This is a genomic window from Moorella sp. E308F (assembly GCF_006538365.1).
Lineage (GTDB): Bacteria > Bacillota > DSM-521 > Neomoorellales > Neomoorellaceae > Neomoorella.
In genome coordinates, this window is the sequence record NZ_BJKN01000001.1 from 815,983 (window position 1) to 834,408 (window position 18,426).

Annotated in this window: 21 protein-coding genes and 2 tRNA genes; 22 read left to right on the forward strand and 1 reads right to left on the reverse strand. The window is 54.3% G+C overall.

Features of this window, described 5'->3' with window-relative positions:
* The first annotated feature begins 9 nt into the window (after positions 1-9).
* The 9 genes from E308F_RS04080 to E308F_RS04120 all read left to right on the forward strand — a co-directional run bounded on the left by E308F_RS04080 (position 10) and on the right by E308F_RS04120 (position 4,692).
* Entirely contained in the window at positions 10-279 is a 270-nt protein-coding gene (locus tag E308F_RS04080; protein WP_141263665.1) for an RNA-binding S4 domain-containing protein, read from the forward strand.
* Between the two features lie 65 nt (positions 280-344).
* The gene (locus E308F_RS04085; protein WP_141263666.1) at positions 345-1,274 is read left to right on the forward strand and encodes a SpoIID/LytB domain-containing protein; all 930 of its coding nucleotides are present in this window, start codon (positions 345-347) and stop codon (positions 1,272-1,274) included.
* A 67-nt stretch (positions 1,275-1,341) separates the two neighbouring features.
* Positions 1,342-1,608, forward strand: a complete 267-nt coding sequence (gene yabP / locus E308F_RS04090; RefSeq protein ID WP_141263667.1) for a sporulation protein YabP — start codon at positions 1,342-1,344, stop codon at positions 1,606-1,608.
* Positions 1,605-2,066: a spore cortex biosynthesis protein YabQ gene (yabQ, locus tag E308F_RS04095; RefSeq protein WP_141263668.1), complete on the forward strand. Its 462-nt coding sequence runs from the start codon at positions 1,605-1,607 to the stop codon at positions 2,064-2,066. Before yabP ends, yabQ begins: the two co-directional genes overlap by 4 nt.
* 108 nt (positions 2,067-2,174) lie before the next feature.
* A complete protein-coding gene (locus E308F_RS04100; protein ID WP_141263669.1) occupies positions 2,175-2,399 on the forward strand; it encodes an RNA polymerase sigma factor in 225 nt (74 codons plus the stop codon).
* A complete protein-coding gene (locus tag E308F_RS04105; RefSeq protein WP_141263670.1) occupies positions 2,392-2,736 on the forward strand; it encodes an FtsB family cell division protein in 345 nt (114 codons plus the stop codon). The genes E308F_RS04100 and E308F_RS04105 overlap by 8 nt, the downstream gene beginning before the upstream one ends.
* An 84-nt stretch (positions 2,737-2,820) precedes the next feature.
* Positions 2,821-3,219 carry a S1 RNA-binding domain-containing protein gene (locus E308F_RS04110; protein ID WP_141263671.1) on the forward strand — a complete coding sequence of 133 codons (399 nt, stop codon included), beginning with the start codon at positions 2,821-2,823 and terminating at the stop codon, positions 3,217-3,219.
* Positions 3,220-3,271: 52 nt separating this feature from the next.
* Positions 3,272-4,237: a Ppx/GppA family phosphatase gene (locus E308F_RS04115; RefSeq protein ID WP_141263672.1), complete on the forward strand. Its 966-nt coding sequence runs from the start codon at positions 3,272-3,274 to the stop codon at positions 4,235-4,237.
* Between the two features lie 53 nt (positions 4,238-4,290).
* Positions 4,291-4,692 (forward strand): hypothetical protein, encoded by a 402-nt coding sequence (locus E308F_RS04120; protein WP_141263673.1) that lies wholly within the window; start codon positions 4,291-4,293, stop codon positions 4,690-4,692.
* Here the strand turns inward: E308F_RS04120 and E308F_RS04125 are convergent.
* Positions 4,646-5,587 carry a L,D-transpeptidase family protein gene (locus E308F_RS04125; protein WP_216364438.1) on the reverse strand — a complete coding sequence of 314 codons (942 nt, stop codon included), beginning with the start codon at positions 5,585-5,587 and terminating at the stop codon, positions 4,646-4,648. The two genes, E308F_RS04120 and E308F_RS04125, sit on opposite strands and share 47 nt — an antisense overlap.
* A gap of 274 nt (positions 5,588-5,861) precedes the next feature.
* On the opposite strand from E308F_RS04125, the gene E308F_RS04130 reads away from it, so the two are divergent.
* The 13 genes from E308F_RS04130 (at position 5,862) to phoU (ending at position 18,424) form a co-directional block, all read left to right on the forward strand.
* Positions 5,862-6,275: a DMT family transporter gene (locus E308F_RS04130; RefSeq protein ID WP_253256418.1), complete on the forward strand. Its 414-nt coding sequence runs from the start codon at positions 5,862-5,864 to the stop codon at positions 6,273-6,275.
* 52 nt (positions 6,276-6,327) lie between these two features.
* Positions 6,328-6,404, forward strand: a tRNA-Met gene (locus E308F_RS04135).
* 11 nt (positions 6,405-6,415) lie between these two features.
* Positions 6,416-6,490, forward strand: a tRNA-Glu gene (locus E308F_RS04140).
* 130 nt (positions 6,491-6,620) lie between these two features.
* Positions 6,621-8,663: a SpoIIE family protein phosphatase gene (locus E308F_RS04145; RefSeq protein WP_141263675.1), complete on the forward strand. Its 2,043-nt coding sequence runs from the start codon at positions 6,621-6,623 to the stop codon at positions 8,661-8,663.
* Positions 8,664-8,760: 97 nt separating this feature from the next.
* Positions 8,761-10,146: a tRNA lysidine(34) synthetase TilS gene (gene tilS, locus E308F_RS04150; protein WP_141263676.1), complete on the forward strand. Its 1,386-nt coding sequence runs from the start codon at positions 8,761-8,763 to the stop codon at positions 10,144-10,146.
* Between the two features lie 74 nt (positions 10,147-10,220).
* Positions 10,221-12,182 carry an ATP-dependent zinc metalloprotease FtsH gene (gene ftsH, locus E308F_RS04155; protein ID WP_141263677.1) on the forward strand — a complete coding sequence of 654 codons (1,962 nt, stop codon included), beginning with the start codon at positions 10,221-10,223 and terminating at the stop codon, positions 12,180-12,182.
* The gene (gene ndk / locus E308F_RS04160; protein WP_172613468.1) at positions 12,182-12,610 is read left to right on the forward strand and encodes a nucleoside-diphosphate kinase; all 429 of its coding nucleotides are present in this window, start codon (positions 12,182-12,184) and stop codon (positions 12,608-12,610) included. The genes ftsH and ndk overlap by 1 nt, the downstream gene beginning before the upstream one ends.
* A 36-nt stretch (positions 12,611-12,646) precedes the next feature.
* Positions 12,647-13,156 carry a transcription repressor NadR gene (locus E308F_RS04165; protein WP_141263679.1) on the forward strand — a complete coding sequence of 170 codons (510 nt, stop codon included), beginning with the start codon at positions 12,647-12,649 and terminating at the stop codon, positions 13,154-13,156.
* A 36-nt stretch (positions 13,157-13,192) separates the two neighbouring features.
* Complete coding sequence (locus E308F_RS04170) at positions 13,193-13,543, forward strand: hypothetical protein (protein ID WP_141263680.1); 351 nt, start codon at positions 13,193-13,195, stop codon at positions 13,541-13,543.
* 231 nt (positions 13,544-13,774) lie between these two features.
* The gene (locus E308F_RS04175) at positions 13,775-15,445 is read left to right on the forward strand and encodes a formate--tetrahydrofolate ligase (RefSeq protein ID WP_172613685.1); all 1,671 of its coding nucleotides are present in this window, start codon (positions 13,775-13,777) and stop codon (positions 15,443-15,445) included.
* A gap of 104 nt (positions 15,446-15,549) precedes the next feature.
* Positions 15,550-16,743, forward strand: a complete 1,194-nt coding sequence (gene folP / locus E308F_RS16710) for a dihydropteroate synthase (protein ID WP_141263682.1) — start codon at positions 15,550-15,552, stop codon at positions 16,741-16,743.
* Positions 16,744-16,891: 148 nt separating this feature from the next.
* The gene (pstB, locus tag E308F_RS04185; protein ID WP_141263683.1) at positions 16,892-17,650 is read left to right on the forward strand and encodes a phosphate ABC transporter ATP-binding protein PstB; all 759 of its coding nucleotides are present in this window, start codon (positions 16,892-16,894) and stop codon (positions 17,648-17,650) included.
* A gap of 102 nt (positions 17,651-17,752) precedes the next feature.
* The gene (gene phoU, locus E308F_RS04190) at positions 17,753-18,424 is read left to right on the forward strand and encodes a phosphate signaling complex protein PhoU (protein WP_253256417.1); all 672 of its coding nucleotides are present in this window, start codon (positions 17,753-17,755) and stop codon (positions 18,422-18,424) included.
* Positions 18,425-18,426 lie beyond the last annotated feature (2 nt).

Sequence of the window (18,426 nt, forward strand, 5' to 3'; positions counted from 1 at the left end):
AGGTCCATCATGCGCCTGGATAAGTTCCTGAAGGTCTCCCGGTTAATCAAGAGGCGGACTTTGGCCAAGGAAGTGTGTGACGGCGGCGGGGTAGAGGTGAACCGCCGACCGGCCAAGGCCGGTACAGAAGTAAAACCCGGCGATATTATAACCTTGAAGCTGGGCAACCGCTGGCAGACGGTAGAAGTGCTGGCCACGCCGGAAAGTATAGCTGCCGACCGGGCTAAAGAAACCTACCGGGTTCTGGCTGAAGGCAAAACTGAGACCGGCGAGCCCTAACTGGATGCATAGCCATGAATGCTTCCTGCTTATACTAAGGAAAAACCTGAAAGGCAGGAGCAAGCATGGCGTTAAGGCGTAAAGTTATAGCAGGTATAGTCGGGCTATTGTTCTTAAGCCACTTTCTGGGAGGTTGCCGGGCACCGGCCAGGCGACCGGCGGCCGAAGAACCCACCATCTCCCTTTATGTTAACCAGACCGGCGAGGTTAAAAGGTTAAAAATAGAAGAATACCTGCCCGGCGTAGTAGCGGCGGAAATGGAGCCCACCTGGCCCCTTAACGCCCTGGCGGCCCAGGCAATAATTGCCCGGACCTTTACTGTGAAAAAGATGCAGGAGGGCGGTGTCAAGGCCCACGGGACCGATGCCTCCACCAGCGTGGAGGAGTTCCAGGCTTACAACCCTGCCAGGGTCAACGATAATGTTCGCCGGGCAGTAGAAATGACCCGCGGCCAGGTAATAAAATATAAGGGGAACTACATCAATGCCTGGTTTTATGCTTCCGGCGGCTCCCGGACGGCTGCTTCAGCCGTAGAAGGGTTAAATTTCCGTCAAGAACCGGCACCGTACATCCAGAGTGTCCCTGACCCGGGAATGGCCATTACTACGCCGGAGAATAAAAGCTGGACGGCGACCTTCAGTACTGCCGAAGTGGCCGCGGCAGTAAGAAAAGTTACCGGCCAGGACCCGGGACCTATTACCTCGGTAAGTATTGCCGCCAAAGGCCCTTCGGGCCGGGCTACCCAGTTAAAGGTCGGTAAGCTTACAGTTGATGCCCCCGCCCTGCGCCTTGCCCTGGGCAATGACCGCCTGCGTTCGACCCTGCTGACGGGTATAACCGCCGGCAATGGTCGGGTAACCTTCAAGGGCGAGGGCTACGGCCACGGCGTGGGTATGAGTCAGTGGGGGGCCAAAGCCCTGGCCGAACAGGGCAAATCACCCCAGGAGATTATTAAATACTTTTTTAAAGATGTGGAGCTGGTCAAGGCCTGGTAGCCGGCCAGCTTTTTTATTACTTTTTTACCCTTCTCCTTCATAAAAATAAAGGAGGGGGGATGGCGTTATGGCCGACGGGCAGCACCAGCTCACCATTATCAACCGGCAAAAACTAGTTATCAGCGGAGTCCTCCATGTTCTTAATTACGATGAAGAAGAAATACTCGTGGAAACAACCATGGGACTTCTCTCTGTTAAGGGCAAAGATTTTAATATCAGCAATTTGAGCTTAGAGACAGGTAATCTTGAGGCCAGCGGTACCGTAAATAACCTTTGTTATAGCGAGGGAAAGGGCGCCAGGGGTAAGGGTTTGCTCCAGCGCCTGCTTAAATGATCCCTGTACTGGAGCAGTGGCAGATATTTCTGGCGCTGTGCGGGGCAGGGCTTCTGCTGGCTTTCGCCTTTGATTGTTACCGCGTCGGCCGCTATTTCTGGCGGCCGGAACGTTTGTGCACCCATATAGGCGATGCCTTGTTCTGGCTAATTTTTACCGTGCTAACCTTTATTTTGCTGATGCTAATTAACTGGGGTGAGATACGGGCCTATGTTTTCCTGGCCCTGGGCCTGGGCTTCGCTCTCTATACCGGTTTCTTAAGCCGGGGAACGCGCCGCCGGTTATACACTGGTGGGCGTCTCCTGGCCGGGATGATAGCCTCCGGCCGCCATTTTATAAGGCAGACATTTCTTATTGTTATTATTCCGGGGCGGCTGATTTTTAGGTGGGTAGGGTTCCCTGTCGCAGCCTTGAAACTTTTCCTGCGCCGCCATCACCCTGGTGGTCCGCCACCATAATTATTTTTACCACCGGGAGGATTTTTTCCCAGAAAGGCGAAATATAAATTTGTCCAATATTTGTCCACAACATGTGCATAACTTGTGGATAAACGTGGGGAAAATGGCGTGCAGATTGAGATTCGTGGAGCAGAAAAGCTGAGTTTCCGGGAACGCCAGGTGGTGGCTTTGAAAGAAATGGGCCTCAGCAATGAGGAAGTAGCGCGTCGCTTGAACTTGAGCACCAGCAGCGTGGCCACCCTTTACCACCGGGCCCGGACCAAAGGCTACCAGGTGGTAATTGTCATGCCCGGTGACGTCCTGGGGATATTTGCAGGTGAAGAAGATGGGTAAGGTAGTGCGATTTCCCAAAAAGCGTTCTCATTGGCCAGCTATTTTAGCGGCCATCATCGCAATCTATTTTTTATACTCCTTTATTCGTTTGGGCCTGGCACTGTACCAGACCAACCTCCAGATTAAGGCCTGCCAGGAACAGAAAGCAGTTTTAATGGCCGAAAGCAACCGCCTCCATGAGCAGATTAAAGAACTCCATAACGATAGTTACATAGAGCGGATGGCCCGGGAAGAATTGGGGCTTGTAAAACCCGGGGAAACAGTAATTATACCGGCGGTACCGGGCCAGGTGCGACCCTATATTCCTCCTCGCCCGGGGCAGCAATTTCGTGATTAAAATTCCTCCAGGTTATTGACAAATTTCTTAACTCTTACATATAATGTGATTAGCTTTAACGAGAACAGGAGGAATAACATTCGTATGTCCATTGCCGTGGGCACCGTAGTGGAAGGAGTGGTCAGCGGGATCACCAGATTCGGTGCCTTTGTTGAATTACCCGGTGGGCTCACTGGTCTGGTCCATATTTCTGAGGTGGCCGACACCTTTGTGAAAGATGTAAAGGATTTTATTAAGGAAAAGGACCGGGTAAAGGTTAAAGTCATCAACATTGACGAAAATGGTAAAATAGGCCTTTCTATTAAGCGTGCTGATCCCAATTATGACGAAAACCGGCGCGGGCGCCGCCACGGACGGGTTGCTGCGTCAGCTTCCTTTGAGGACAAGTTGGCTCGTTTCTTGAAGGAAAGCGACGAACGTTTACAGGATTTAAAGCGGCACACGGAAGCCAAACGTGGCGGCCGGGGCGCACGCGGATTTTGAGGCAAACCAGACGGGCACCTAGGGGTGCCCTTTATTTTGCAGGTGAGCTGGAATGACATGCTATGCAGCCCTGGATATTGGTTCTAATTCCGTCCGCCTGCTGGTGGGTAAGGTGCAGGGTACCTCCGTGCAGCCCTTGCGGACCGCACTCCGCAGCACCAGGCTGCTGGCCGGTGCAGTAAACGGGTGGCTGCAGGAGGAAGCCGTCCAGCGGACGGTGACAGCCGTCGCCGAACTGGCCGCCCTGGCCCGGGACTACCAGCCCCGGGATGTGGTATGCGTTGCTACCAGTGCCGCCCGGGAGGCCCGTAACCCGGAACTTTTGCGGGCCGGGGTGAGCGATGATGCCGGGCTGGACCTGATCATTATCGACGGCCATACAGAAGCCCGCCTGGCTTACCAGGGCGCCCTGGCAGGCTTTAAGGAGCCCGTCGCCAATCCGCTGGTAATCGATATCGGCGGCGGCAGTACGGAACTCAGCTGGCAGGATGAAGACCGGCTACAGCTGGTGAGCGTTAAGGTAGGTGCCGTGCGGGCCACGGAAACGGCCATGTCAAGGGTGGCTATGGAGACCATGCTGGCCCCTGTGCTCGCCCGAGCACGAAAAGTGCGGCCGGGGCAAATTATTGGAACCGGCGGCACCATAACTACCGTCGCCGCTTTAGAACTGGGGTTGGAGCATTATCAACCGGAACTGGTTCACGGTATGCTCTTAACTACTGAACAGGTGCAAAGCTGGCGCCGGCGTCTCGCGGTCATGCCCCTGGCAGAGAGACGGAAGCTTCCCGGCCTGCAGCCGGAACGAGCCGACATCATTGTCGCTGGCGTGACCATCCTGGAAATTATCCTCGCCGGACTGGTTGCAAGGGATGTGGTAGTTAGCGAGGCCGACCTCCTTTGGGGTTTACTGCTGGCCCGGGCTCGGGGGGAAAAGCTGGGAAAATATGATATCCCTGGCCCGGCTGGGGGCAGTCATTATGCCACCCATGGCCTTTTATTACCACCCCAGGACCGTTGACGAAGAGGTCAACCACCTGGCCAAAAACAATAAATTTTGTGAGGTAGAGGGAATTGCGACCGTTAACTTATATCGCCGGCAGGGGCCGGTATCGTATATTCTGCCGGGTATTCGCTACCAGGGAGGGCTATATAGCCCACCTTATGGGCGGTACCAGACCCCATGTAGGTGCTGTGGCCCTGGGTTTACCGCGGCCAAGCCTAAAAGAAAACTGCATGAGTGCCACCACTTCGGTATTAACCCTCCTGGGCCATAAGGATGATGAACTGGCCCGCCCGGCGGCAGCGAAGCTCGCGGCCGGTTTGAACGCGCCGGTGGTGGTAGTTGCCGGGGTGCATATAGATAGGGCCGTTCCTGAAGAGCTGGCTCGCCTGGAGGCTAATACCCGCCGGGCGGTGGAGGGTATCATCAAGGTCTGGCATCGGGAACTGCAAAGCCGAGGGCCCTCAAAGTAGTTATATCAGCCACTCCGGTGGCCTTTAAGCCATGGTGGAGCTGAAATTCCCTGACGGCCAGTTCCGTCATCAGACCGTAGTCGCCGTCGGTAGGGCCAAAAAGGTAAAACCCTTTTTCCCGGAGTCTGGCCTGCAGGGTTACTACTTCCGGTGAACCCGAACCTGGTTTCAAGGGACCGGTCGGCGGGATGTAGGGCCCTTTAACGATTACCGGAGTGCCTACAGGTAACCAGGAATAGATTTCTTCAATATCTTTGTTGTACATGCGAAAGCAGCCCGACGAGGCCGCCCAGCCGATAGACCAGGGACGATTGGTGCCATGGATGCCATAGTTACCCCACGGGACATTGAGGCCCATCCAGCGGGTGCCAAAGGCGCCGCCGGCCTCATAAGCTTTATCGGTAATTTTCCACTCCCCAACCGGCGAAGGGCTGGTATATTTGCCAATGGCCACGGGGTACTGGCGGAAGACCTGGCCCTCTACCAGGATGGTAAGGACCAGGCGATCGGTATCAACGATAACTATAAGGTTTTTACCCGGTGGCGGGGCCGTCCTGGAAGCGTTGCTGGAGTTTGCGGCACCCTGGGCCAGGGCCGACCAGGTTGCCGGGTCTACCTGGCCCAGAGGGGCTAACCCCCGGTCTTTCTGGAAGTTAACGACAGCCCGGTTGGTGGCACTGTCATAAACGCCGCTCATGGGGCCGATGTAATAACCAAGCTGGGCCAGGCGCAATTGGAGGTTGCTGACGTCCGGCCCGCGCATGGGGGGATGGGTCAGCTTTAACAACCGTTCTTCGTCGTAGCAGGGGCACGGTTCGTGGGCCCAGGCCGCTGCCGGTGCTATAGATAGCATTATAAAAATAAAGATGACCTGGAAAACTAGGAGCCAGGACAACTTGCGCTGCTGCAATGTATCTCCCTCACAGTAGCTGATTGTAGAGGTACCGTTTATGTCGGCGAACCCTTGAGGGTATTACCCCCGCAAATCAAATGGCGAACACCTCAAAGGTGACTGTCGCGTAATATAGTATTTCCCAGAACCGTTTTCCTTTACAGCCTTCACCTTGATAACTTGCACCGGGGGTTTAGCCGGCCAGGGTTAGGGGTACATTAATCGGGGAATAAAATAAAAAACTAGGGAAGGTTATTTTATGTGGTTGGCGCTTTTAATGGCACTGGTTTCAGGTATAGCCATGGCCTTTCAGGGCTCTCTAAATTCGGCCCTGGGAAAAATTATTGGCCTACTACAGGCTACCCTGGTCGTTCACCTCACGGCCACCCTGACAGTGATTATCCTTCTTTTTACCCCTTTAAGCGGCGGCAGTTTGAGTAAGTTGCTCCACTGCCCCTGGTACCTCTGGCTGGGAGGCCTCATTGGCGTTCTTATAACTTACGGCGTAGTGGCCAGCATCCCCAGGGTAGGCGTGGCCCTGGCCACCACGGCTATTATTGTCGGCCAGGTATCTACCGCCCTGCTAATTGATCATTTTGGTTTATTTGGCCTGGATAAAATGCCCTTTACCTGGTGGAAGGCCGCCGGCCTGGTACTCCTGGCTACCGGCGCCAGGCTGATGCTGAATTGAGCCGCCTACCCCTTGACAAAAGGGTAAGATTCAGGCATAATATCTTCTGCATGGCGGTGTAGCTCAGCTGGTCAGAGCATGCGGTTCATACCCGCAGTGTCGTAGGTTCGAATCCTACCACCGCTACCATTTTATGATCTGGCCCGTTAGTCAAGGGGTTAAGACACCGGTCTTTCAAGCCGGTAACAGGGGTTCGAATCCCCTACGGGCCACCAGTAAAACCACCCTGAAAAAAGGGTGGTTTTTTTGTCGAAAGATTGTCCGCCACCGCTGCCTGAAGATGACAAGATTTTAGCGGAAAAGGGCGTATAATAGTTGCCAGGTAATGGTAAAGGCGGTGGTTTTATGTCCGGCCAACCCGGAATTCATCCTTACCGGCGGGAAATCGAACTAACGGCGACAACCCGCCTGGGACTCGACTTTCTTTTCCTGGTGGCGGCATTTTTCCTGGCACGGGGGGTTTTGCTGGAGGAACTTTTCCCCTTTGGCCCGGCCTCAGTTATTACCGCCGCTGTGCGGCGGCCGCGCCTCCTCTGGCCAGTGGTCTTGATCAGCATGGCCGGCAGCTGGTTCAGCAGCACTGCTCCAGTCTACAGCCGCCTGTTCCTTTTTTTATTGCTGGGACTAATTTTTAGCCTTTATCCTGCTTTACGCCGGGGCAGTATCTTAACCCAGGCCACCCTGGCGCCGGCGACCATTATCCTGGTCAGAGGATTGAGCCTTACTCTCTGGCAGCCTTCCTTTTATGGCTGGATTCAGGTAATCTTTGAAGCCCTTCTGGCCTGGGGATTGAGCCTCGCGTTTCTCTATGCCTCCATAACCACGCGGCAGGAAGAGCGCCTCCTGGGTGGAGGTCTCTTCCTCGTGGGGGTACTCCTGGGCCTGCAGGAATGGCGTTTTTTTGATCTTTCCCTGCAGGGCGTGATTAGTCGCTATATCATCCTGCTGGTATCCCTGGCGGGCGGGCCGGGGGCCGGGGCGGCAGCCGGGGCGGCGGTCGGCTTTTTGCCCAGCCTCTCCCAGCTGGTGACGCCGGCCCTGGCAGGGCTTCTCGCTTTTGCCGGTTTAATTGCCGGTTCTCTAAAAAGCCTGGGCAAACCGGGGGTTATCAGCGGCTTCCTGCTGGACCACCTGCTTTTAGCCAACTATTTCCTTGGACAAGAAAGTGTCCTGGCGGCTTTAAAGGAAGGGGTACTGGTCGCCCTGGCCCTGGTAGCTACTCCTTCTTTCCTGATCAACAACCTGCAGAGATTCCTTGCCGCACCGGTAAGCACGCCGGCGCTTAAAGAAGACCACGGACGGCAGGAGGCATTAAGGAAGGCCTTGAAAAGCCTGGCGCGGAGCCTTAAATTTACCGGTTTTAAGGAAAGTCCCGAGGTTACCGTGCGCCAGGTAGCCCGGGCCACCTGCCGTGGTTGCCCGGCCGGCAAGGTCTGCTGGGAATTGGAAGGCGTGCAAATGGTAACCTTGCTGCAGGAACTATTACAAAAGGGAAGCCATGGCTGCCTGACAACAGCCGATATACCTGAATGGCTGGCCTCACGTTGCAGCCGTTGCCGGGAACTCCTGGCGGCGTTGATAAGCGAGGCCAGCAAAATGCAAGTCCTTCCAGCAGAGAACAGCCTGAATACCTGGCTGGCGGCCACCTTTGAAACCCTGGCGGCAATGCTGGTGGAAGGGAAGGCCAAAGCAGGGGTCGGGGAAGAGGAAGGAAGGGAATCACCGCGGTGGAAGCTCACCGTTGGGACGGCGGCTACGCCCCGCTACAAGGCAGATGTTTCTGGCGATGCCTGTTTGGTAGCCAACCTGGAACCCGGGAGGCAGCTTCTGGTCCTGGGAGACGGCATGGGCGCCGGGCGGGAGGCTGCTGAAACAAGCTCTACCGCCATCGAACTGGTGCGCGACCTGCTGGCAGCCGGCTTTACTCCGGAAAAGACCCTGCGGACCGTTAATATGATCCTCCTGTTAAGAACACCCCAAGAGAGCTTTACTACCTGCGATCTGACTTTAATCAACTGTGGTAACGGTACGGCTGAATTTTATAAACTGGGAGCGTGTCCCACCTTTATCCAACGGGATGGCCTGGTCAAAACCTTGAGCAGCCACTCTTTGCCGGTAGGGATCCTGGAAGACCTGCAGTTGGAACCCATGCGCGAAGAGCTGCAGGAAGGCGATTTGCTGGTCATGGTCAGCGACGGTGTCCTGGAAGCTCACCGGGACATAAACGAAAAGGAAAGATGGCTGGCTAAAGCTTTACAGCGGGTAGGCGATGCCCGGCCTCAGGAAATAGCCGACCGTCTATTAAAACAGGCACGGGCCCTCGTCGATGGTAAGCCTAGGGATGATATGACAGTCATGGTAGCCAGGATAGAAAGGACGGGCGTATAATGTATTTTAATTAAGGAAAAACTCACCAGATGAAGCAGGAAAAAGGCCCGTCATGCCGAAATAAAGGCGATATGAAGACCTTTGAGGGTGGACCTTTATGCTCGACCGGGTCCGGCAAACAGTACGGCGATACGGTCTCCTGGTACCAGGGGATAAAGTAGTGGTGGGGGTATCCGGGGGGCCGGATTCCCTGGCGCTGTTGCACAGCCTGCGGGCGTTACAGGATGAATTTGGCCATAGCCTGCATGTCGCCCATTTAAACCACGGGTTACGGCCGGAGGCGGCTGCCGATGCCGAATACGTTCGTAAACTAGCAGGGAGATGGGGCCTGCCGGTAACAATAGAGAGCCGGGATGTGGCTGCCTACCAGCGGGAGCACCGCCTATCCCTGGAGGAAGCAGCCCGGGAAGTACGTTACCGCTTTTTCCTGGAAGTTGCCGCTGCGGTCGGGGCCGGTAAAATTGCCGTTGGCCACCAGGCCGAAGACCAGGCCGAAACGGTTTTATTAAATCTCCTGCGGGGGAGCGGCCTGACGGGGCTTAAAGCTATGCTGCCCCAGCGCGGCCAGGTTATCAGGCCGTTGCTTTTTATTTCCCGGGCGGAAATAGAGGACTACTGCCGCCGGCATGGCCTTGAACCCCGCCAGGACTTTACCAACCGGGACGTCACCTTGCGGCGTAATAAAATCCGACACCAGTTATTGCCCTTCCTGGCCCGGGAATTTAACCCGGCCATTGTCCGAACCTTAAGCCGGACCGCCGTTATCCTGCAGGAGGAAGAAGAGATCCTGGCTAATCTGGCCGAAGAAGCCTTTACCAGGATAAAAATACGCCAGGAGCCCGGCTGCCTGGCCTTGGACCGGGAGAAGTGGATATCTCTCCCCCCGGGAATCCAGCGCCGCGTTTTACGCCTTGCGGCTACCTCCCTGGGGAGAAAGGTAAGCTTCGACCAGGTGGAAGGGGCCAGGGAAATAGCTTTCCGGGGTGGCACCATTACCTGGCCGGGGCATTTAAGGGTAGAGGCCGGGGGGGCGGAGTTAATCCTGCTGGTACCGGCAGAAAAGCAACAGGCCATAACTTTTTCCTACCCGCTGCAGGTACCGGGGTTAACGCCTTTACCAGAGCTGGGTCAGGCCATCCGCGCCGAGCTGGCCGAACCGCCTTCCGTTTTTAAAGGCGGGGAAGATGAGGCCTGGCTGGACTGGGAAAAAACAGAAAAACCCCTGGTGGTACGTAACTGGCAGCCCGGGGATTATTTCCGGCCCCTGGGTCTTACCGGCAACAAGAAACTCCAGGATTTTTTCAGCGATATTCATTTACCGGCAGCCAGGCGTCGCCTGGTGCCCTTAATTGTAAGCGGGCGGCGTATTGCGTGGGTGGCCGGTTTACGCCTGGCCGAAGATTTTAAAATTACGCCGGCAACCCGCTTGGCCCTGCATCTAAAACTGGAACCCTGGCCATGCAAAATTAAAGTAAAAACTTAAATTGCAATCATATTTACCGTATGCTACAATATATAGCTATAAGATGCAGGGCGGGGTAAGAGGAGGGTGACCCGTTGAATCGAATTTTTAAGAACCTGACCGTATATCTGCTCATAGTATTACTGGCCGTTTCCATCATCAGGTTATCGACGCCAACAGAGCGGGCTGTTGAAGAATGGGATTTGACCCGCTTTTACCAGGCAGTAGATCAGGGTCAGGTTCAGGAAGTTACTTTAACACCTCATGATAGCATTATTAAAATTGATGGGCTGTTGAAAAATAATACCCGGTTTACAGTCAATGCACCTGCGGCGGCCAACCTGATTGACAGACTTACCGCGAAGGGGGTCACTGTCAAAGCCCAGCTACCGCCGCAACCACCCTGGTGGACAAATTTACTTGGGAGTTTGCTGCCGATTCTCCTCCTGGTGGGTCTGGTATTCTTTATGATGCAGCAGACCCAGGGAGGCGGCTCGCGCGTGATGCAGTTCGGCAAGAGCCGGGCGCGGTTGCATACTGATGAAAAACGCAAGGTCACCTTTAACGATGTTGCCGGCTCCGATGAGGCTAAAGAGGAATTAGAAGAAGTCGTGGAGTTTCTCAAAAATCCCCGCAAGTTTAATGAACTGGGGGCGAGGATCCCCAAAGGTGTCCTTCTTTACGGTCCTCCGGGGACAGGGAAAACTTTGCTGGCCCGGGCCGTTGCCGGGGAAGCAGGGGTACCCTTCTTCAGCATCAGCGGTTCTGATTTTGTAGAAATGTTTGTTGGCGTAGGTGCTTCACGGGTACGAGATCTCTTTGAGCAGGCCAAAAAGAATTCACCATGTATTGTCTTTATTGATGAGATTGATGCCGTGGGTCGCCAGAGGGGTGCCGGTCTGGGCGGCGGTCACGATGAACGGGAACAAACTTTAAACCAATTATTGGTAGAAATGGACGGCTTTAATGCCAACGAAGGGATTATTATCATCGCGGCCACCAACCGGCCCGATATTCTGGACCCTGCCCTCCTGCGCCCGGGGCGTTTCGACCGCCAGATAGTGGTCGATGTACCTGATGTAGTAGGACGGAAAGAAATTTTAAAGGTCCATGTTCGCGGAAAACCCCTGGATGATACCGTGGACCTTGATGTCCTGGCGCGGCGGACGCCGGGCTTTACCGGTGCCGACCTGGCCAACCTGGTTAATGAAGCGGCCTTACTGGCTGCCCGGCGCGGTAAGCGCAAGATCGGCATGGAAGAGATGGAGGATTCCATTGAGAGGGTTATAGCCGGCCCGGAGAAAAAATCCAGGGTTATCAGCGACTATGAAAAAAGGCTGGTAGCCTTCCATGAAGCCGGGCATGCCCTCCTTGGCCATTATCTGCCCCATACCGATCCCCTGCATAAAGTCTCTATTATCCCCCGCGGGCGGGCTGGAGGTTATACTCTGCTCCTGCCCAAGGAAGATCGCCGCTATATGACCAAGTCCCAGATCCTGGACCAGGTGACCATGCTCCTTGGGGGGCGGGTTGCTGAAGCCCTGGTACTAAAGGAAGTCAGTACAGGAGCCCAGAATGACCTGGAACGGGCCACAGAACTGGTGCGTAAAATGATCACCGAGTTTGGTATGTCCGATGAACTGGGCCCCCTGACCTTCGGCCGTAAGCAAGAAACCGTCTTTTTGGGCCGTGATATAGCCCGGGACCGTAATTATAGCGAAGCAGTAGCCTTTTCCATCGACAAGGAAGCCCGCCGCATCATTGATGAATGCTACAACCGGGCCAAAGAACTCCTCCAAAAGCATATGGCCGAACTACACCTGGTTGCGAGGGCATTAATGGAAAAGGAAACCCTGGAAGCCGAAGAATTTACAGCGATTATTGAAGCCTATAACGAGCGCGACCCGGAAGGCAACAAGCAAGAGAACCTGCCAAAGGAAAGCCAGCAGCCAGTAGCGTCCGGCGGGGCAGGAACTGAAAGCACCACAGGCGATGGTCCCCATAAGGAACTGCCGATCAAATTAACTTATCTTCATTGTTTGAAAGGAGTATGGTAGTGGAACGCACCTTTGCCATGATTAAACCCGAGGGGGTGGAACGGGGCCTCATCGGGGCTATTATCAGCAGGTTTGAGCTCAAAGGCTACCGGATTGTGGCCCTGAAAATGCTGCGGCTAACGCCGGAACTGGCAGCCAGGCATTATGCCGAGCACCAGGGCAAACCCTTTTACCAGGAGCTTATCAGCCACATTACCTCGGGTCCGGTGGTGGCCATGGTTTTAGAGGGACCCGGTGTTATTGCCGGTTTACGGCAGATGATGGGTCCCACCAATCCAAAAGATGCCGTTCCCGGTACCATTCGCGGGGACTATGCCCTTGAGGTGGGCAAGAATGTTATTCATGGTTCGGATTCCCCGGCCAGTGCGGCCCGGGAAATAGCCCTCTTTTTTACCCCCGGCGAACTGGGGGAAGAACAGGCCGTGTAATCCGGTCTTTTTCTTTAATGGAGGCCTGAAAGCTTCATGAAAGCCAGTGAACGCCGGCAGAGGATCCTCGAACTTTTAGATAATAACCAGCCCCGCAAGGGCACCGAGCTGGCTGCCCTCCTTGGCGTCAGCCGCCAGGTTATTGTCCAGGACGTGGCCGTATTGCGGGCGGCAGGATACAATATCCTGGCTACTCCCCAGGGCTATCTCCTACCGGGTCCGGATACCCGTTGCCAGCGTGTTTTTGCCTGCCAGCATGACCTGGCCGGCCTGGAGCAGGAATTGCAGATAATAGTCGATTGCGGGGGAAAGGTAATTGATGTCGTGGTAGAACACCCCCTGTACGGGGAAATCCGCGGTTACTTGATGCTCGCCTCCCGTTATGATGTCCAAAAATTTGTCGCCGATTTAAAGGCCAGCGGAGCGCGGCCCCTGTATACCCTTACGAACAATGGTGTGCACCTGCATACCGTGGAAGCAGCCAGGGAAGATATTTTAGATATAATTGCCGGCAACCTTGCCAGGGAAGGTTTTCTTCTCGAATAGTATTAAGGAATGTACGTCAAAGGGTGGTGAGGAGGGGTGAAGGTCCTGGACTATACCCTTTATCTCAGTACCGACGACGTCCGGGTGGCCTACCACCTGGCCCGGGTCCTTAACCAGAAAGGAGGGGGAGCAATCGCTGCCAGGGGGCAGGAAGCCGGCCGGGAAACTGCCGTGGTAGTCCACCTCCTGGACTGGCAGGCCTTTCCCCTGCTGCGGGTCCTGGAGACGGTCCGTGCAGCTGCCAGGACCTTTAACATTCAGATAAGCAGGGGCGTTTTAGGCCCTGCTCCCGGGGAAGCCATCTTGGAAGTAGCGAGGCAGGCTTTACTCCTTGACAGCCCTCCAGTCATTATTGCACCCGAACCTGGTGAGAACGCAAAAGGTTAAGATATTTGCTTTTTCTGCTGTTATGAAGCACAAAAATTAATTGTTTGTTTTTTGCAAAGAAACGTGTATAATTAGGAATGATAGTCCGGGCAGGTACAGGGTAAGGGGGTTAGAACTCAAATAAAGTAGCTGGGTCAGCAGGAAATTTGGACTTTGTGTAGAATTTCACTAATATCCACCCGGGTGGATGTACATTTTTTTGAATTGAAAGGAGTGTTCAAATTGGCCAACATACCCAGCGATATTGAAATCGCCCAGGCGGCCAAAATGAAACCCGTTATGGAGCTGGCCCGGGCTCTAGGCATTGAGGAAGATGAAGTGGAGCTATATGGTAAATACAAGGCCAAAATCTCCCTTGATGTCTACCGCCGGCTCAAGGATAAACCCGATGGCAAGCTCATCCTGGTCACGGCCATTACCCCCACCCCTGCCGGTGAAGGTAAAACGACCACCAGTGTCGGTCTCACAGACGCACTGGCCCGCCTGGGGAAAAAGGTTATGGTTTGCCTGCGGGAGCCCTCCTTGGGTCCCAGTTTCGGCATCAAAGGTGGCGCTGCCGGCGGCGGTTATGCCCAGGTTGTACCCATGGAAGACATCAACCTGCACTTTACCGGTGACATCCATGCTGTCACCTATGCCCATAACCTCCTGGCGGCCATGGTCGACAACCACCTCCAGCAGGGCAACGCTTTAAACATCGATCCCAGGACCGTTACCTGGAGAAGGGTTATTGATCTCAATGACCGCGCCCTGCGCAATGTCGTTATCGGCCTGGGCGGTAAAGCCAACGGTGTCCCCCGGGAGACCGGTTTCGATATCTCGGTAGCCTCGGAAGTCATGGCTTGCCTGTGCCTGGCCAGCGACCTCATGGACTTGAAGGAGCGTTTCCGCCGTATTGTCGTCGGCTATACCTATGACGGCAAGCCCGTAACTGCTGGTGACCTGGAAGCCCAGGGTTCCATGGCCCTGCTGATGAAGGATGCTATTAAACCAAACCTGGTTCAGACCCTGGAGAACACCCCCGCCTTCGTCCACGGCGGTCCCTTTGCCAATATCGCCCACGGCTGCAACAGTATAACCGCTACCAGGACCGCCCTCAAGCTGGCTGACTATGTTGTAACCGAGGCCGGTTTCGGCGCCGATCTGGGGGCCGAGAAGTTTTATAACGTCAAGTGCCGTTATGCCGGTCTCAAACCCGACGTTACCGTCATTGTCGCCACCGTCCGCGCCCTCAAAATGCACGGCGGCGTACCGAAATCGGATCTGGCCACGGAAAACCTGGCAGCCCTGCGTCAGGGCTTTGAGAACCTGGAGAAGCATATTGAAAACGTTGGCAAATTCGGGGTACCGGCCGTGGTGGCCATTAACGCCTTCCCCACCGACACGGAAGCTGAATTAAACCTCCTCTATGACCTGTGCAACAAAGCCGGAGCCGAAGTGGCCCTGTCCGAAGTCTGGGCTAAAGGTGGCGCCGGCGGCATTGAACTAGCGCAAAAAGTACTTAAAACCATTGAAACAAAACCGTCTAACTTCCATCCCCTCTATGAACTGGACCTCAGCATCAAAGAAAAGATTAATAAAATCGCCACAGAAATATACGGCGCCGATGGGGTTAATTACACGGCGGATGCCGACAAGGCCATCGAGCGTTTTGAAGCCATGGGTTACGGCAACCTGCCGGTGGTTATGGCCAAGACCCAGTACTCTCTCTCTGACGACATGACCAAGCTGGGGCGGCCCCGGAACTTTACCATTACCGTCCGCGAGGTAAGGCTCTCAGCGGGGGCCGGCTTTATCGTCCCCATTACCGGTACCATTATGACCATGCCCGGCCTGCCCAAGCGCCCGGCAGCCTGCAATATTGATATTGATGCCGACGGCGTTATCACCGGACTGTTCTAGGGTAGAGCCCTTGATAATTCCTTGCCTGGACCCCACCCCCCTGCGGGTGGGGTTTTTACTGCCAGGTGTAGAGAATGGTATAATATATGCGGAGGATGATTTATGTGTCCTGGCATGAAACCATAGAAATAATCAACATTCCCGATGCAGCAACGGCCCAAAAATTGATGGCGGAGATTGGCGTTGACGCCCGGGGTATTGAGCTGATGGTGCCCAAGGCCCTGCATTACTGCCTCAAGCTAAAAGATGTACCGGCCAGGGCGGCCAATATCTTAAAACAAGAAATGCTGGCCCGGGGCGGCGAGGCGGCCATGGCGGCAGGCGTAGCCGGCTGGTCGATCGAGAAGACCGATGTCCTGCTCTTTGCCACCAGACGCCAGCTGGAGCTTCTGGTAGAAAAGCTGCCCCGGCAGTATTTTGGCTTAAACAAGCTGGCCGTCGCTATTCAAGCTGCCCTGGACAGATGGGAAAAGACCGGCATTCAGGAGATCAAATGCCCGCGGGGTCCCCTTGTCCTGGGCCGGCGGACCCTGGTCATGGGAATTGTCAATGTAACGCCGGACTCCTTTTCCGATGGGGGCCTTTTTTATGACCCCGGAGCGGCGGTGGAGCATGCCCACCGGCTGGTGGAAGAAGGGGCCGACATTATTGATGTAGGTGGGGAATCAACCCGTCCCGGTCACGACCCGGTGCCGGCCGCAGAAGAATGGCACCGCCTGGAACCGGTTTTAAAGCGCCTGGTGGCTGAAATCAAAGTTCCTATATCCGTAGATACGTACAAGGCTGTTACAGCCCGGCGGGCCCTGGACCTGGGAGTTGACATCATTAACGATATCTGGGGTTGCCGGGGTGATGCCGATATGGCCGCTGTTTGTGGCCGCTACCAGGCACCTGTCATTATCATGCACAACCAGCAGGGCACCGCATACCGGGATCTAATGTTTGATATCCTCACTTCCTTGCAAGAAAGTATCCGCCTGGCAGAAGAAAACGGGGTACCCCCGGAGAAGATTATTATCGACCCGGGCATTGGCTTTGGCAAGGACTTGCAGCAGAATTTGGAAGTAATGGCCCGTTTACAAGAGCTAAAGGTACTGGGCAAACCCATCCTCCTGGGCACTTCACGCAAGTCAATGATTGGCAAGACCCTCGATCTACCCGTTGACCAGCGCCTGGAGGGAACGGCTGCTACGGTGGCCCTTGGTATTGCCCATGGGATCGATATAATTCGCGTTCATGACGTCCGGGCCATGGTGCGGGTGGCCCGGATGGCCGACGCCATTGTACGCCGGCGTTAACTTAAACTTAAAGTTACTCCTATTGCCGTTTAAATATTCTTAAGGTAAAATGGAGGGGCAAGAGTGCCCTTTTTGCTTATGCACTTCATTTCTAGACCTGGTGATTGACATGTTTCGTTTGGCCCCGACCGGGAGGTAATCATTTTTTATGATCCAACCCAAAATAAAAGTTACCAATTTAAATTTTTACTATGGTTCTAAATGGGCTTTAAAGGATGTTAGCCTGGAAATAAAACCCAATTCCATCACGGCCCTCATCGGCCCTTCGGGGTGCGGTAAGTCTACTTTTTTGCGGACTTTAAACCGCTTAAATGACCTTATTGAAGGAGTACGACTTTCCGGGGAAATTCTTTTAGATGGGGAGAATATTTATGCTCCCGATGTTGATGTCATCAACTTACGCAAACGGGTAGGTATGGTTTTCCAGCGACCCAATCCATTTCCCATGTCTATTTATGATAATGTGGCCTATGGCCCCCGAATTCATGGTATTAAGAACAGAAAAAAACTGGACGAAATTGTAGAGCAGAGTCTTAGAGCAGCGGCCCTCTGGGAAGAAGTGGCCGATCGCCTGCGCCAGCCGGCCTTAGGATTATCCGGGGGCCAGCAGCAGCGCCTGTGCATTGCCAGGCTATTAGCCGTGGAGCCGGAAGTAGTTCTCATGGACGAACCCTCTTCGGCCTTGGATCCTATTTCCACGTTAAAAATTGAAGAGCTCATCCGTGTCCTTAAAGAAAAATATACCATTGTCATTGTCACCCATAATATGCAGCAGGCAGCCCGCGTTTCCGACTATACCGCTTTTTTCCTCAACGGGGAGATGGTGGAATACGATAATACGGAAATCATCTTTACCAGGCCCCGCGACCAGCGGACGGAGGATTATATTACCGGTCGTTTCGGTTAAATTACCTCTAATTAAGGGAAAACATTTTTTAACCCATAAAAGTCAGAAAGAGGAAGTGAGGTGAATATAATGGAAGGTAACAAACTTACAGGAGGGCAAGCAATGGCCATTACAACCAGGCAGGGCTTTCAACATTCCCTGGAAGATTTGCAGCAAAACATCCTGCGCATGGGGAGTATCGTCGAGCAAACCATTGCCAAGTCAGTAGAGTGCCTGGCCAGGCAGGATGCCCGGATAGCCGCTGAAGTGGTTGGAGGCGATGTTGTTATCGACGAGATGGAGTTACAGATTGAAGATCAGTGTTTAAAGCTTATTGCCACCCAGCAGCCCATGGCCAAGGATTTACGCAAAATTGCCGCCGGATTTAAGATTATTACCGATTTAGAGCGTATGGCCGATTATTCTGTTGATATCGCCCGTATTGCCCAGCGTATCCTGGAAACCGGCCAGCCTTTGATCAAGCCCTTAATCGATATTCCCCGCATGGCCGAATTATCCCAGGTAATGGTCAAGCAGGCCCTGGATGCTTATGTCAGGGAAGATACAGAACTGGCCTATACGGTAGCCAGAGCGGACGACCAGATCGACATGCTCCACAACCAGGTCTTCCGGGAACTGCTGGTCTTTATGATGGAAGATCCTAAAACCATTACGCAGGCCACCTATTTGCTCTTTGTCAGCCGTTATCTGGAGCGGATAGCCGATCACGCCACCAATATAGCCGAGGAAGCCATTTACCTGGCCACCGGCGAACGGAAAGAGTTAAACGATTAAAA